This window comes from Sphingobium sp. Z007 (assembly GCF_900013425.1).
In the GTDB taxonomy this organism is placed as follows: Bacteria; Pseudomonadota; Alphaproteobacteria; order Sphingomonadales; family Sphingomonadaceae; genus Sphingobium.
This window is the reverse complement of record NZ_FBXK01000005.1, coordinates 2,317,365-2,330,627: the sequence shown is the minus strand read 5'-3', so window position 1 is coordinate 2,330,627 and position 13,263 is coordinate 2,317,365. Positions and strand designations below refer to the sequence as shown.

The 13,263-nt window shown below is 65.4% G+C and carries 16 protein-coding genes; 6 read left to right on the top strand and 10 right to left on the bottom strand.

What is annotated here, in order from left to right:
* The first annotated feature begins 12 nt into the window (after positions 1-12).
* Together CEQ44_RS19285 and CEQ44_RS19280 are read left to right on the top strand one after the other, a co-directional pair.
* Positions 13-1,059, top strand: a complete 1,047-nt coding sequence (locus CEQ44_RS19285; protein WP_088184794.1) for a DUF1176 domain-containing protein — start codon at positions 13-15, stop codon at positions 1,057-1,059.
* A 109-nt stretch (positions 1,060-1,168) separates the two neighbouring features.
* The gene (locus tag CEQ44_RS19280) at positions 1,169-1,876 is read left to right on the top strand and encodes an HAD family phosphatase (protein ID WP_088184795.1); all 708 of its coding nucleotides are present in this window, start codon (positions 1,169-1,171) and stop codon (positions 1,874-1,876) included.
* Here the strand turns inward: CEQ44_RS19280 and egtD are convergent.
* From egtD to gluQRS, 6 genes are all read right to left on the bottom strand, one after another.
* Positions 1,873-2,832, bottom strand: coding sequence for an L-histidine N(alpha)-methyltransferase (egtD, locus tag CEQ44_RS19275; protein ID WP_088184796.1), 960 nt, complete (start codon positions 2,830-2,832; stop codon positions 1,873-1,875). The genes CEQ44_RS19280 and egtD overlap by 4 nt on opposite strands.
* Positions 2,833-2,837: 5 nt before the next feature.
* Entirely contained in the window at positions 2,838-4,106 is a 1,269-nt protein-coding gene (egtB, locus tag CEQ44_RS19270; protein WP_088184797.1) for an ergothioneine biosynthesis protein EgtB, read from the bottom strand.
* A 106-nt stretch (positions 4,107-4,212) separates the two neighbouring features.
* The gene (locus CEQ44_RS19265; RefSeq protein ID WP_088184798.1) at positions 4,213-5,064 is read right to left on the bottom strand and encodes a GGDEF domain-containing protein; all 852 of its coding nucleotides are present in this window, start codon (positions 5,062-5,064) and stop codon (positions 4,213-4,215) included.
* Between the two features lie 120 nt (positions 5,065-5,184).
* Positions 5,185-5,754 carry a cob(I)yrinic acid a,c-diamide adenosyltransferase gene (locus CEQ44_RS19260; protein WP_088184799.1) on the bottom strand — a complete coding sequence of 190 codons (570 nt, stop codon included), beginning with the start codon at positions 5,752-5,754 and terminating at the stop codon, positions 5,185-5,187.
* A 318-nt stretch (positions 5,755-6,072) separates the two neighbouring features.
* Positions 6,073-6,306 (bottom strand): twin transmembrane helix small protein, encoded by a 234-nt coding sequence (locus CEQ44_RS19255; protein ID WP_088184800.1) that lies wholly within the window; start codon positions 6,304-6,306, stop codon positions 6,073-6,075.
* A gap of 9 nt (positions 6,307-6,315) precedes the next feature.
* Positions 6,316-7,218 (bottom strand): tRNA glutamyl-Q(34) synthetase GluQRS, encoded by a 903-nt coding sequence (gene gluQRS / locus CEQ44_RS19250; protein ID WP_088184801.1) that lies wholly within the window; start codon positions 7,216-7,218, stop codon positions 6,316-6,318.
* 94 nt (positions 7,219-7,312) lie between these two features.
* Here gluQRS and CEQ44_RS19245 point away from each other — a divergent pair, with 94 nt between their 5' ends.
* Positions 7,313-7,879, top strand: coding sequence for an HNH endonuclease (locus CEQ44_RS19245; protein ID WP_088184802.1), 567 nt, complete (start codon positions 7,313-7,315; stop codon positions 7,877-7,879).
* Positions 7,876-8,145, top strand: coding sequence for a hypothetical protein (locus CEQ44_RS19240; protein ID WP_088184803.1), 270 nt, complete (start codon positions 7,876-7,878; stop codon positions 8,143-8,145). Before CEQ44_RS19245 ends, CEQ44_RS19240 begins: the two co-directional genes overlap by 4 nt.
* Position 8,146: 1 nt before the next feature.
* Here CEQ44_RS19240 and CEQ44_RS19235 read toward each other — a convergent pair whose 3' ends face one another.
* Entirely contained in the window at positions 8,147-8,878 is a 732-nt protein-coding gene (locus tag CEQ44_RS19235; protein ID WP_176400368.1) for a Crp/Fnr family transcriptional regulator, read from the bottom strand.
* Between the two features lie 210 nt (positions 8,879-9,088).
* Between CEQ44_RS19235 and murA the strand changes: the two genes are divergently transcribed.
* Together murA and CEQ44_RS19225 are read left to right on the top strand one after the other, a co-directional pair.
* Entirely contained in the window at positions 9,089-10,372 is a 1,284-nt protein-coding gene (gene murA, locus CEQ44_RS19230) for a UDP-N-acetylglucosamine 1-carboxyvinyltransferase (protein ID WP_088184804.1), read from the top strand.
* Positions 10,365-11,891, top strand: a complete 1,527-nt coding sequence (locus CEQ44_RS19225) for a PAS domain-containing protein (protein ID WP_088184805.1) — start codon at positions 10,365-10,367, stop codon at positions 11,889-11,891. The genes murA and CEQ44_RS19225 overlap by 8 nt, the downstream gene beginning before the upstream one ends.
* Here the strand turns inward: CEQ44_RS19225 and CEQ44_RS19220 are convergent.
* The 3 genes from CEQ44_RS19220 to CEQ44_RS19210 form a co-directional block, all read right to left on the bottom strand.
* The gene (locus CEQ44_RS19220) at positions 11,839-12,273 is read right to left on the bottom strand and encodes a response regulator (RefSeq protein WP_088184806.1); all 435 of its coding nucleotides are present in this window, start codon (positions 12,271-12,273) and stop codon (positions 11,839-11,841) included. The two genes, CEQ44_RS19225 and CEQ44_RS19220, sit on opposite strands and share 53 nt — an antisense overlap.
* Positions 12,274-12,369: 96 nt before the next feature.
* The gene (locus CEQ44_RS19215; protein WP_088184807.1) at positions 12,370-12,600 is read right to left on the bottom strand and encodes a DUF2188 domain-containing protein; all 231 of its coding nucleotides are present in this window, start codon (positions 12,598-12,600) and stop codon (positions 12,370-12,372) included.
* Between the two features lie 3 nt (positions 12,601-12,603).
* Complete coding sequence (locus tag CEQ44_RS19210; protein ID WP_088184808.1) at positions 12,604-13,221, bottom strand: DNA-3-methyladenine glycosylase; 618 nt, start codon at positions 13,219-13,221, stop codon at positions 12,604-12,606.
* Positions 13,222-13,263: the final 42 nt, after the last annotated feature.

The window sequence follows — 13,263 nt, the reverse complement described above, 5'->3', positions numbered from 1 at the left end:
TATGGTTAACCCATGGGGGCAAAACATTATTTCATGGTCGCTCTGGCGGCCCTTGGCTGGTCGGGGATAGGGGCTGCGCAAGCACCCAAGCCCGGCGCATTGGAAACCTATAAGGACTGGACCATCGGCTGCGACAATCGCAACCGCTGCGAAACCGTGTCGCTATTGCCCGAAGGCGGCGAGTGGCCGGACAGCCCGGTGATGGTGGGCATCGTGCGCGAAGCTGGACCGGACGCTGCGACGGACGTGTGGGTCAGCCGCGACGCCAAAGGCGGGGGCGAGATCAGCTTCCATGTCGATGGCCGTCGGATCGCCAGCGCGATGAGCCGGGACGGCGACGCCACCATCAGAGGACCGCAGGCCGCCGCGCTGGCCATCGCCATGGCGCGTGGCAATGGGCTGGAACTGCGGCTGGGCAATCGGTCGCTGGGCAAGCCGTCGCTGGCCGGGGCCGGGGCGGCGCTGCGCTATATGGATGCGCGGCAGGGGCGGGCGGGGACAAGCACCGCGCTGGTCGCCACCGGACCGCTCGGCCCGCTCGCCGTGCGTGCCGCCCCGCCCGCGCCGATCATCCGCCGCGCGCCCTTGCCCGCCACGACCGCGCCTGCCGCGCTGTGGCGGGAGGAACTGACCGCGCTCGGCAAATTCACTCGTTGCACCGACGAGATGAAGGGCGCGGAGCCGCCCCAACTCTACCGCCTGTCGCGCACCGAAACGCTGATCCTGGTCCCCTGCGGCAGCGGCGCCTATAATTTCACGTCGGTCCCGGTGATCGCGACCGGCGACGCCGGCCGCCGCGCCTTCCGCCTCGCCAGCTTCGACCTGAAGCCGGGCTGGAGCGAGGAGGAAGCCCGGCCGATGCTGGTCAATGTCGGCTGGACCGCAGGCAAGCTGCGGCTCGACAGTTTCGCCAAAGGCCGCGGCATCGGCGATTGCGGCGGCAGCGAAGCCTATGTCTGGGACGGCACCCGCTTCCGCCTGATCGAAGCCACCAGCATGGGCGAATGTCGCGGCGCGTGGCACTGGATCAGGACATGGTCGGCGCAGGTGGCGGAATAGGCTCCGTTCAAGCGCCGTTCGCTTCTAGCGAAGTCGAGAAGCGGCTTCACGCAACCGCCGCGTCGCGCTTTGCAATGGAATTGGAACAGGACGCAGCCATATTGACCCCATGAGCCAGCCGTTACGCCAATCCACCACCAAGACTTCCGCCTCCAGCCTGCCGGACCCCGTTCGCGCCGTCATCTTCGACATGGACGGCACGCTGCTCGATACCGAGGCGGCGCATCGCCGCGCCTTTGCGCAGACCGGCGAAGCGATCGGCTGGCCGATGGCCGATGATCTTCTACTGTCGATGGTTGGCATCCACCGCGACGAAAATGAGCGGATGTTAGCGGCGCATATGGGGCCGGACTTCCCGCTCGCCCGCTTCTACGCCGACAGCGACGCGCTGTTCGAAGCGGCGGTGGACGCCGGCATTGCGCTACGCCCCGGTGCGAAGCTGATCCTCGATCATCTGGCGCAGGCGGCCATTCCCATGGCGCTCGCCACCTCGACCGCCGCGCCCTATGCGCAGCAGCGGCTGGAGAGGAGCGGGCTGCTCCCTTATTTCGATGTGATCGTCACCCGCACGGACGTTGACCGGCCCAAGCCGCACCCCGAACCCTATCTGCTCGCCGCCCGCCTGTTGGGAGTCGACCCAGCGCAGTGCGTCGCGGTGGAGGACAGCTATGCCGGCGTCCGCTCCGCCACTTCAGCTGGGATTGCGACGGTGATGGTCCCCGACCTGCTGCCCCCGACCGAGGAACTGGTCCTCGCCTGCGCCCACATATTGCCCAGCCTCAACGACCTGCGCGACCTGTTGCTGGCGACGGCCTAACCCGCCTCGGCCAGCACCAGCGCGAACAGCCCTTCGTCGTCTGTCCATTCCCCCGTTGGTTCCCAGCCGCCCGCGCGCAGCAACAGGCGCTGGTCGCGCGCGCCATATTTGTGGCTGCTTTCGGTATGGATCGTCTCGCCCGCATCCATCTCGAAAGCCTGGCCCGCGACATGGAAATGCAGCGCCCGCTGCGCCTCCAGATGCATTTCGATTCGCGCCTTGTCGTCGTTCCAGACCGCGCGGTGGGCAAAGCCCTCGATCGGCAGGTCGCCCTCCAACTCGCGATTGATCCGCTCGATCAGGTTCATGTTGAACGCCGCGGTCACGCCCTGCGCATCGTCATAGGCGGCGATCAGCCGGTCGCGATCCTTGATCCGGTCCATGCCGATCAGCAGCATGGCGTCCGGCCCCAGCAGCCGGCGCATCGCCCGCAACAGGTCGACCGCGGCATCCGGTTCCATATTGCCGATCGTCGATCCGGGGAAAAAGCCCAGCCGCGGCATCCCCGCGATCGCGTTGGGCAGGGCCAAGGGCCGATTGAAATCGCCCACGACCGGAAGCACCGGCAGGCCCGGAAAGGCTTCGGCCAGCGCTGCGCTGCTCGCGTGCAGGAAGTCCCCGCTGATATCGATCGGCACATAGGCCCCAGGCGCAATCGCGCGCAGCAGATGCGGGGTCTTGCGCGAGCTGCCCGCGCCGAACTCGACTACTGCCCGCCCTTCGCCCACCGCCGCCGAGAAATCCGCGCCGTGGCGCGCCAGCAACGCGGTTTCAGTGCGGGTAGGATAATATTCCGGCAGGTCAGTGATCGCCTCGAACAGCTCCGACCCGCGCCGGTCGTAGAACCATATTGGCGGCGTCGCCTTGGGACTGCGCGACAGGCCTGTGACGATATCATGGCGGAAGGCTGGATCGATCGAACCGGCGATATTGGCGGCGTCTTGGGTCAGCAGCATGGCGGTCAGAGATCCTTGGCCAGCCGCAGTCCGGTGAACTGCCAGCGCTGGTGGGGGTAGAAGAAATTGCGATAGCTGCCGCGCGCATGGCCGCGCGGGGTGGCGCAACTGCCGCCCTTCAGCACGAACTGGCCGGACATGAACTTACCATTATATTCACCGACCGCGCCCGGCGCGGTGCGAAAGCCGGGGTGGGGGCGATAGGCGCTGCCGGTCCATTCCCACACGTCGCCGAACATCTGCGTCAACGCCGACCCGTCGTCAGCCGGTTTGGGCCGTGGGCAGGTGGGGCTGTCGAGCTGGTTGCCGCTCACCGCCGCGACATTTTGCGCGGCGCTTTCCCATTCCGCCTCGGTCGGCAGTCGCGCCTCGGCCCAACTCGCATAGGCGTCGGCTTCGTACAGGCTGATATGGGTCACGGGGGCAGCCGGATTGACCGGCTGGCGCCCGTCGAGGCCAAAGCGGGTCCAACCCTGTTCGCCCTGTTTCCAGTAAAGCGGCGCATCGATGCCTTCGCCCTGCACCCAGGCCCAACCATCCGACAGCCAGTGGGCGGCCGTGCGATAGCCGCCATCCTCGATGAAGGCGATCCATTCGCCATTGGTGACCGGCCGGTGCGCGAGCGCATGGGGGTGCAGCACGGTCTTGTGGCGCGGCCCTTCGCAATCGAACGCAAAGCCGCCGCGCCCGTCCTCGCCGATCTCGACCAGCCCTTCGCGGCCCTCGATCCAGTGGAGCGGGCCGGGCAGGGCGACCGGCGCTGCGCTGGGGGCGCTAAACAGCGCCGGCTCCAGCGGATTGAGCGAAAAGAGGTGCAGCAGGTCGGTCAGCAGCAATTCCTGATGCTGCTGCTCATGCTGCAACCCCAACGTCACCAGCGCCCGCGCCGATTGCGGCAGCATCCCCAGCGCGCTGGTCAGCGCCGCATCGACATGGGCGCGATAGGCGCGCAGGTCGCCGAGCGTCGGGCGAGTCAGCATGCCGCGCATCTGCCGGGCGTGGCGGGCGCCCTCCGCCTCATAATAGCTGTTGAACAGAAACGCGTAGCGCGGATCGAATGGCATATAGCCCGCCACATGGTCGCGGAGCACGAATGTTTCGAAAAACCAGGTCACATGCGCCAGATGCCATTTGGCAGGCGATGCATCGGCCATTGATTGAACCGTAGCGTCAGCGTCGGACAAGGGCGCGGTCAACGCATCGGTCAGCGCCCGCACCGCGCGATAGCGCTCTTCCAGATCGTCCTGACGGGCCTCCATCCAGCTTTTGCCCATGCTAGCCCCTTTCCGATACGGTTGCGCCGCTCTCTCCAGGGAAAAGCGCATAAGGCGGCATGCGGTTCCGGCCAGTGACCTTTAGGGCAACGTCGTGCAGATCAGATCATAGTTCCTGCAGGATGGGCGCGGCGCGGCAGATGCGGTCGCGGCCCGACTGTTTCGCATCATAGAGCGCATCGTCGGCGCGGCGGAGCGTGGCGTCGAGATCGCCGCCAGTCCAGCGGCACACGCCCGCGGAAAAGCTGATCGGCCGGTCCTGCACCCGCCCGATCGGCTCGTTGCGCATCCGGCTGGCGATCCGCGCCAGCGACCAACTGGCCTCATCCTCGATACAATCCTGAAAGAAGATGGCGAATTCTTCCCCGCCCCAGCGCGCGACCATATCGACGCGACGGACCAGCGCGGACAGGCGGGTGGCAAAGCTGGCCAGCACCCGGTCGCCCTCCTCATGGCCCAGCAGGTCGTTGACCCGCTTGAAATAGTCGATGTCGATGATGGCGATACAGCCCTTGCGCCGGTCGTCCGGCAACGCGTCGATATGCGCCAAAAAACCGCGCCGGTTGGCAATGCCGGTCAACGGGTCTTCATGCGCGGCCTGGTGCAGGTCGTCCATCCGCTCGCGCGTCACGCTGGCGGCGCGTTGGACCCCGGCATAGAGGGTATGGATGACATCGCCCACTTGCGGGAGGTCGGGCGCTTCGCCGTCGCGGTGCAGCGTTTGCGCCAACGCGTGGATCGGATTGAGCAGCGCGCCAATGCCCAGCAGGGCAATGCCGGTACCGACGACCGTGGCGAGCGTCAGCAGGACGAATTCGGCCAGCGCGATCCTGCCGCTGGCGAAGCCCCAGCCGAGGTAGGACAGGAGCGGCAGATGGGTGGCGATGAAGCACAGGGTGAACAGGCGCAGGCGCAGCGAGCGCGGAAAGATGAAGGAGGTGGCGAGGTAGAAATGCATGGCTGTTCCCGAATGGCGCAATCGACATGCACCGTCGGAAACGCGTCTAAAGGCCGCCTGAAGAAACAGGGTTAAGCCGTCATTACCGGCTGGCCCGTGCGGCGGGCGAGTCGGGCGGAGTCAGCGCGACGCGCCCGGCACCCATTTGACGTCGCCCGCGCCATTGTCGTTCAGCCGCCGCGCCAGCACGAACAGCAGGTCCGACAATCGGTTGAGATAGGCCAGCGCCGGCGCGTTGAGCGCCATTTCAGCCGCTGCGGCAGTCGCGCTGCGCTCGGCCCGGCGGGTGATCGCGCGGGCCAGGTGAACGGCGGCGGCGGCAGGCGAACCGCCTGGCAGGATGAAACTGTCGAGCGGGGCCAGGTCTGCGTTCATCGCATCGATCTGCTGCTCCAGCCGGTCCACCTGGCTGGCGACGATGCGCAAGGCCCAGGGTTCGTCCGCGCCATCCGGGATCGGCGTCGCCAGATCGGCGCCCAGGTCGAACAGGTCGTTCTGGATGACCGTCAGCCAGGCGGCTTCGGGCCGGTCGCCCATTGCGACGATGGCCAGCCCGATCGCGCTGTTCGTTTCATCGACATCGCCCACCGCCTGCATCCGCGGCGCAAATTTGGGCAGGCGCGATCCGTCGACCAGGCCGGTCGTCCCGTCGTCCCCGGTCCGGGTGTAGATTTTGTTCAACTTGACCATTGGCCGCCCTTAAAATGCTGAGTGGGTGAGGCCAAATTGCCCATTGCGTCATAGCGAGCGTAGCGAAGCCATCCATTGGCGAGGCGTTGGAGCGGTAAGGCTTTACCTTGATCCGTTCGCCTCGAGCGAAGTCGAAAAGCCGATAGCGCGGTGCCATCGTTTTCCGACTTCGCTCCAAACGAACGGACGTATGTGGTTCGATCGAATATCATCGCTTCTCGATCACTTGGGGCAAACCGACCTCATTCAGCCTGATGTCATCCGGCTTGGATTACTTCGCTGCGTTCGCAATGCCGGTTCAAAGTGACGCTGCCGCCCTCACCCGTTTCCCTTGGCCATCAGCAGGATTGCGACGATGATGATCGCCGCCGCCTGGAACAGGACGCGGTTCATCATCATCTTATTCTGTTTCAGGCTGGACGGGCGCACGACGCCTTCGGGCAGGTTCAGCTCTTCCTTCGTCGTCTGAAGAAAGGAGATGATACCCCGGACCAGCGCGACCAGCGTCGCGATCATGGCAAGGATAAGAGCGATGACAAGGATGGTGTTCATGGCCTGATGCTAGGCGCTTGCGAGGCCGATGCCAATGGGAAAGCGCCCTGTCCGAAGGTGTAGCGCCAGCACGTCCGCCGCCATCCCCTGCGCGCGCAGGTCGGCCAGCGCGATCGACCCGTTGCGCTTGGCCAGGCGCTTGCCGTCCGGGCCGATCAGGAGCGGATGATGGACATAAGCGGGGCTGGGCAGGTCGAGCAGCGCCTGGAGCAGCCGGTGGATGTCGGTCGCGCCGCGCAGGTCGTTGCCGCGCAGCACATGGGTCACGCCCATCGCCGCATCGTCCAGCGTGCAGGACAGATGATAGCTGGCCGGCGCATCCTTGCGCGCCAGCACGACGTCGCCATGGGTCAGGGGATGGGCCGCGACGCTGTGGCGCCTATCCAGATTGGGCGGGAAGGGCAGGGTCGTCCACGCCACCGCCCCGACCCGCGCCACCGCCCTGCCCATGTCGATCCGCCAGGCATGGGCGTCGCCCGCATCGATCCGTCGCGCGCGTTCCGCCTGGCTCAGGCCCCGGCACGTCCCCGGATAGACTGCGCCTTCCGGTCCATGGGGCGCGGTCAGGCTGGCCTGGATGTCGGCGCGCGTGCAGAAACAGGGATAGAGCAGCCCTTGCGCGCGCAGCCGCTCCAGCGCCGCCGCATAGGCATCCAGCCGCTGCGATTGGAAGACGATATCGCCGTCCCACGCCACCCCCAGCCATGTCAGGTCGGCGATGATGCCCGCGACATGATCGGGCCGACTCCGGGTGCCGTCGATATCCTCGATCCGCAGGTGGAAGGCCCCACCGGCCGCGCGCGCCATGTCCATTGCCATCAGCGCCGACCAGCCATGGCCGACATGCAGCCGCCCAGTGGGGCTAGGGGCGAAGCGGGTCACCATATGCAGTGGTGTGGGCGATAGTGTCATACAGGCTCTTGACGAATGATATTCGTTAATGCTGTCATGCTCTTGTCACGTTGTTGGTGGATCAGCGGCGTCGGCAAGGGGTAGAAGCGTTTCTATGTACCATCCCGACCTCATACGGCACCCGGAAAACTGCCCGGCGCTTGTGCTCAATGCAGATTACACGCCGCTCAGCTATTATCCCTTGAGCCTTTGGCCCTGGCAGACTGCGATCAAGGCGGTGTTTCTGGACCGGGTGGACATCATCGCCAGCTATGAGCGGCAGGTCCACAGCCCCAGCCTGGACATGAAGATTCCGTCGGTGATCGCGCTCAAACAATATGTGCGCCCGTCCGAACATCCCGCCTTCACCCGGTTCAACCTGTTCCTGCGCGACAAATTCTCCTGCCAATATTGTGGCACGACGAACGACCTGACGTTCGACCATGTGGTCCCGCGCCGCGCGGGCGGGCGCACCACTTGGGAAAATGTCGCCACCGCCTGTTCGCCGTGCAACCTCAAAAAGGGCGGGCGCACGCCCAAGGAAGCGGGGATGCGCCTGCATGTCGAACCGATCCGCCCGACCAGTTGGCATTTGCAGGAACATGGCCGCGCCTTTCCGCCCGGCTATCTGCACGAAAGCTGGCACGACTGGCTCTACTGGGATGTCGAGCTGATGGCGTGAGGGGGCACGCGGCGCTGGCGGCGCTCCTGCTCCTGCTGCCGGGCGCGGCCGTCGCGCAGGAGGATCATTCAAGCCTCACCCGCGCCAAATATATCCGCAACTGCCTGATGTGCCACAATCGCGCCGCACCTGAAGGCGTGGCGCCCGCGATCCTGGCGGGCCTTTATCCCGAACGCGGCCTGACTCCGGCGATGGTCATGCCCGGCGTCACCTGTTGGCGTCGCTGCGACCGCTGTTTCGCGCCCGATCGCAAGGGCGACCAATAGCTCAGCCCACCGGCAGCCAGTCCAGATCCATGTCCTTCATGCGGTTGGTATAATGGCCGATCTCCTCCAGCCGCGCCATGTCGTTGAGGACGATGCGCCCGCCTGAGCGGCTGATGAGACCTTCCTGCTCCATCTGCCGGATCATCCGGTTCACATGGACCGACGTCAGCCCGATCGAATCGCCAATCTCCTCCTGCGTCAGTTTCAGGTCGAAACTATCGACGATGCTGTCGTCGGTGACGCGCAGCCGGTCGAACATGTCGAGCAGGAAAGCGGCGACGCGCGCCTTGGCCGACGTGCGGCCCAGCGCGGCGAGCCGGTCGGTCATTGCGACCCGCTCGGCGTTGGACAACAGGAACAGCAACGCGGCGACGCGTGGCGATTCCTCCAGCAGCCGGCGCAGCGCCTGTTTGTCGAACGGACAAACGACCACGTCGGACAGGGCGACCAGCGATTCGGGCGCCTTGCTGTAGATGGTGCTGGCGGACCCGATAAAATCGCCGGGGAAATAGACGCGCAGAATCTGGCGACTGCCATCGGGCAGGATGACAAAGCTCATCACCCGGCCTTCGCGCAGCACGAACAATTCCGTCACCGTGTCATTGACTCGCTGGATCATCCCGCCGCGCTTCACCTTGCGCGGATTTTCCTCCAGTCGGATCAATGCCTTCTTTTCCGCGTCGGACAGGGGCACCTGTTTTGCCAGCCTTTCCGCGAAACAGCTCGTAGCCACCCGGTACACCTTTTTCCCATTATCGTTACGATGGCAGAACGCCCCATCCGCCTTTTGGCTGCATTTTCGCGACGCGCACTAAACTCGATCAAGCCTGTGCGCCGCTTTTGCATTTATGTTGCCTATGTTGCCGTCCGGGTCGGTTTAACCATGACGAAGGACGGTCAGCCGCCTTGCACGGCGCGCTGGAGGCGCTATGAACCCTGTCCAATGGATCGTATTCACATTCGCGGCGGCAATATGCTTGACGGCCGCCTCCCCATATCCGGCGCGAAGAACGCCGCCCTGACGCTGCTGCCCTGCGCACTGCTGACCGACGAGCCGGTGACGCTGCGCAATCTGCCGCGCCTGGCCGATGTCGACAGTTTTGGCCATCTGCTCAACCAGTTGGGCGTATCGACCATGATCGAGGGCGCTCGGCCGGAGGATTTCGGCCGCGTGATGACGATGCGCGCGGGCCGCGTCACCTCGACCGAAGCGCCCTATGACATCGTGCGCAAGATGCGCGCCTCTATCCTGGTGCTCGGCCCGCTGCTCGCCCGCGCCGGCGAAGCGCGAGTGTCGCTGCCCGGCGGCTGCGCCATCGGCAACCGCCCGATCGACCTGCATTTGAAGGCGCTCGAAGCATTCGGCGCGATCATCGAGATCGCGGCCGGCTATGTCCGCGCCAGCCTGCCCGATGGCGGCCTGCCCGGCGGCATTTACACCTTCCCGGTGGTGTCGGTCGGCGCGACCGAAAACGCGCTGATGGCCGCCTCGCTGGCCAAGGGCACCTGCATCCTGGAAAATGCCGCGCGTGAGCCGGAAATCGTCGACCTGTGCAATCTGCTCGTCGCTATGGGCGCGGACATTGAGGGCATTGGCGGCGACAAGCTGGTCATCCACGGGCGCGAGCGGCTGCACGGCGCGACCTACCGCGTCATGCCCGACCGGATCGAGGCGGGCAGCTACGCCTGCGCCGCCGCCATCGCCGGGGGATCGCTGGACCTGGTCGGCGCCAATGCCGAAGACATGCATGCCATCCTGGCCGCGCTGCGCGACGCAGGCGTGCAGGTCGATCCCTACAAGGGCGGCATCCGGGTGTCGTCCGACGGCAAGCTCAAGCCCCTGACCCTGTCCACCGCGCCCTTCCCGGCCTTCCCGACCGACATGCAGGCGCAGTTCATGGCGATGCTGACGAAAGCGGACGGCGCGTCGGTGCTCACCGAAACAATCTTCGAAAATCGCTACATGCACGTGCCCGAACTGGCGCGCATGGGGGCCGACATCGCCGTCAACGGCCGCACCGCGGTCGTCCGCGGGGTCGATCGGCTGGTCGGCGCGCCGGTGATGGCGACCGACCTGCGCGCGTCGATGAGCCTCATCCTTGCGGGCCTGGCCGCCGAGGGCGAAACCCAGGTCAACCGCGTCTATCATCTCGATCGCGGCTATGAGCGGCTGGAAGAGAAGCTGTCGGCCGTGGGCGCGGACATCGAACGGGTCAGCGATGGCTGACGCGCACGGGCTGGCGACGGATCGGGCGGCCTTGTTGTCGCATTATGACCTGGATGCTGGCGGCTTTCGTAACCTTGACGAAATCACCGGCTTTGCGGCCCAATTGTGCGACGTGCCGATCGCCCTGGTCAGCATCGTCGAGGATGTGCGCCAACTGTTCCTGTCCCGCGTTGGCCTGGATGCCCAGGAGACGCCGCGCGACGTGTCGTTCTGCGCTCTGGCGATGCTGGGTAAGGAGATATTCCTTGTCCCCGACGCCACCCGTGATGCCCGCTTCGCCGACAATGCGCTGGTTACCGGTCCGCCGCATATCCGCTTCTACGCCGGCGCCCCCCTGGTGGGGGCGGATGGCGAACCCTTAGGCGCGCTGTGCGTCATTGACACCGTCCCGCGCGCGGACCTCACGCCTTTGCAGCGGCAGGGCCTTACCCTGCTCGCGCGGCAGGTGATGGTGGAGCTGGAGGGGCGTCGCCGCGACCGCGAGACGATCCTGCGCCAGCGCATGGACGCAGCCGCCGTCGCGGAAAGCGACCGCATGTTCCGCACGCTGTCGGATGCAATGCCCCAGATGGTATGGTCCACCCTGCCGGACGGCTATCATGATTATTATAATGCTCGCTGGTATGAATATACCGGTGTGCCAGCCGGATCGACCGATGGCGAGGGTTGGAACGGCATGTTCCATCCCGACGATCAGGAGCGTGCCTGGTCGCGCTGGAGCCATAGTCTGGCTAGCGGCGAACCCTATGAGATCGAATATCGGCTGCGGCACCATAGCGGCGATTATCGCTGGACGCTGGGCCGCGCGCTGCCGATCCGCGATGGCGACGGCGCGATCATGCGCTGGATCGGCACCTGCACGGAAATCCACGAACAGAAGCTGATGATGGAAGAGCGCGAGATGATCGCGCATGAACTGTCGCACCGGATCAAGAATATTTTCTCGGTCATCGCCGGACTGATCGGTCTGTCGGCACGCCAGCATCCTGCCATCGCCGACGTGGCCGAGGATCTGCGCAACCGTATCCTGGCGCTGGGGCGCGCCCATGATTTCGTGCGGCCCCACAGCGCCGAATCCGCGCCGCAGGCCGGCGGCGGACACAGTAGCCTTTGGGGCATAGTCGACCAGATATTCGCGCCCTATCGCAATGCGGCGGGATCACGCATCCTATTGTCGGGTAGTGACCCCGAGATTGACGACCGCTCGGCGACGCCGCTCGCGTTGCTGTTCCACGAATTGGCAACGAATACCGCGAAATACGGTGCCCTTTCGGTTGCAGACGGCATGGTCCATCTGCACATATCGAACGAGGGCGACGATGTGCGCGTCGACTGGTGCGAGGAGGGCGGCCCGCCGGTTGCCCCCGGCCGTGTCGATGGGTTCGGTAGTCGGCTGATGACGCTCAGCGTCGAACGGCAGCTTGCAGGACGGATCGAACGGGACTGGCGCCCCGACGGCCTTCGCGTCAGCCTCTGGATTCCATCGCGTTCCATGAGCCGGGGGGCGGAAACGGCGTAAAGCCGATGATTTCGGCGGCGGTCAGGTCAGGCTGCTCAGCGGCCGCCAGTTGCAGCGTGGCGCTGATGCTGTGGGCGCGAAACGGCTTGGTTATTACGCCCAGCGCGGCGACAGACGCTGCGCCGATCTGGGCGGGATTGGCGGTGACGTAAATCACGCGGATGCCGTGCCTAGAAGCCAGCTCCATGCCGATCTGCGGCCCGGTCGGGCCGTCACGCAGGTTTAGGTCGACCAGGGCGATATCGCACTCTGATGCGCAGGCAAGGGCGCCTTCCCGGTCGGCGGCGATCGCACCCACCTGAAATCCGGCATCCTGGACGATCTGCTCAATCTCAAGCGCGACGAAAATCTCGTCCTCGACTATCAGAACCTTCTTGCTCATCAACTGACCCGTTTAACCTGGAGCAAATAAAGTCCCTGACCCCCGCTTGGTTCCGTTGTGGCGCAAAAGAGCCGACAGATTCTCCCAATGGACAGGTCAGTCCGCAACACTGGTCCACAGCGTTTCGAACTGTGTCCCCTGCATCAGCAGCACCGACGCAGGATAGCCCGCCTCGCTCGCCTGCCGGGCCGTGCCGGTGGCGCTGTCCACGGCCAGCGCCTGGGTTGGGAAGGGGCCATAATATTTATTATCCAGATTGATTTTCCAGACGCCCTCATGCTGGAGGACGATGTAGCGGGCGTGGGGGAGATTGGGGGGGAGGGCCATAAGTCAAAATACCTCGGTGTTATAATGGTGCCAGGCCATGATCGCGGCGGCGCCGCGGTGCGGACGCCACGCTTGCGCGACTTGCCGCGTCAGTGTTTCGCTCGGTCGTTCGGGCAGGCCCAGTATGCGGCCGATCTCGATCTGCACCGCCAGATCGCCAGCGGGCCAGATGTCGGGGCGTCCCTCGGCGAACAACAGGTAGATTTCCGCCGACCAGCGGCCGATCCCCTTGATGCGCACCAGTTGCGCGATTGCTTCCTCGTCATCGGCGGGCAGGGCGTGCAGGTCCAGCGCGCCGGACAGGATCATTTCGGCCAGGCTGCGGGCATAGCTCTGTTTCTGGCGGGACAGGCCGCACGCGCGCAAGGCGTCGAAGTCGCGCGCCAGCAGGGCGTCGGGCGCGCAGCCTTCGCCCAGTTCCGCCTCCAGTCTGCGCCATACCGTCGCGGCGGATGCGACGCTGACCTGCTGGCCCAGGATGGTCCGCAGCAGCGTCTCATATCCCGGCGCCAACATTCGCGGTGCTGGATAGCCCACTCGGCCGATCGCTGCGCCAAAGCCAGGCTCCAACAGGGCGATGGCGTCCAGGCTGGCGCGCAACTCTTCCGCACTCGTAACCATGTCTGTGCTGTCCAGCCCTTGATTTACCGGCGTCTGTGGGTC

Bases quoted from the DNA above. Each gene is read 5' to 3' on its own strand.
- CEQ44_RS19285 (WP_088184794.1), top strand. From the start codon at position 13: ATGGGGGCAAAACATTATTTCATGGTCGCTCTGGCGGCCCTTGGCTGG.
- CEQ44_RS19280 (WP_088184795.1), top strand. From the start codon at position 1,169: ATGAGCCAGCCGTTACGCCAATCCACCACCAAGACTTCCGCCTCCAGC.
- egtD (WP_088184796.1), bottom strand. From the start codon at position 2,832: ATGCTGCTGACCCAAGACGCCGCCAATATCGCCGGTTCGATCGATCCA.
- egtB (WP_088184797.1), bottom strand. From the start codon at position 4,106: ATGGGCAAAAGCTGGATGGAGGCCCGTCAGGACGATCTGGAAGAGCGC.
- CEQ44_RS19265 (WP_088184798.1), bottom strand. From the start codon at position 5,064: ATGCATTTCTACCTCGCCACCTCCTTCATCTTTCCGCGCTCGCTGCGC.
- CEQ44_RS19260 (WP_088184799.1), bottom strand. From the start codon at position 5,754: ATGGTCAAGTTGAACAAAATCTACACCCGGACCGGGGACGACGGGACG.
- CEQ44_RS19255 (WP_088184800.1), bottom strand. From the start codon at position 6,306: ATGAACACCATCCTTGTCATCGCTCTTATCCTTGCCATGATCGCGACG.
- gluQRS (WP_088184801.1), bottom strand. From the start codon at position 7,218: ATGACACTATCGCCCACACCACTGCATATGGTGACCCGCTTCGCCCCT.
- CEQ44_RS19245 (WP_088184802.1), top strand. From the start codon at position 7,313: ATGTACCATCCCGACCTCATACGGCACCCGGAAAACTGCCCGGCGCTT.
- murA (WP_088184804.1), top strand. From the start codon at position 9,089: ATGGATCGTATTCACATTCGCGGCGGCAATATGCTTGACGGCCGCCTC.
- CEQ44_RS19225 (WP_088184805.1), top strand. From the start codon at position 10,365: ATGGCTGACGCGCACGGGCTGGCGACGGATCGGGCGGCCTTGTTGTCG.
- CEQ44_RS19220 (WP_088184806.1), bottom strand. From the start codon at position 12,273: ATGAGCAAGAAGGTTCTGATAGTCGAGGACGAGATTTTCGTCGCGCTT.
- CEQ44_RS19215 (WP_088184807.1), bottom strand. From the start codon at position 12,600: ATGGCCCTCCCCCCCAATCTCCCCCACGCCCGCTACATCGTCCTCCAG.
- CEQ44_RS19210 (WP_088184808.1), bottom strand. From the start codon at position 13,221: ATGGTTACGAGTGCGGAAGAGTTGCGCGCCAGCCTGGACGCCATCGCC.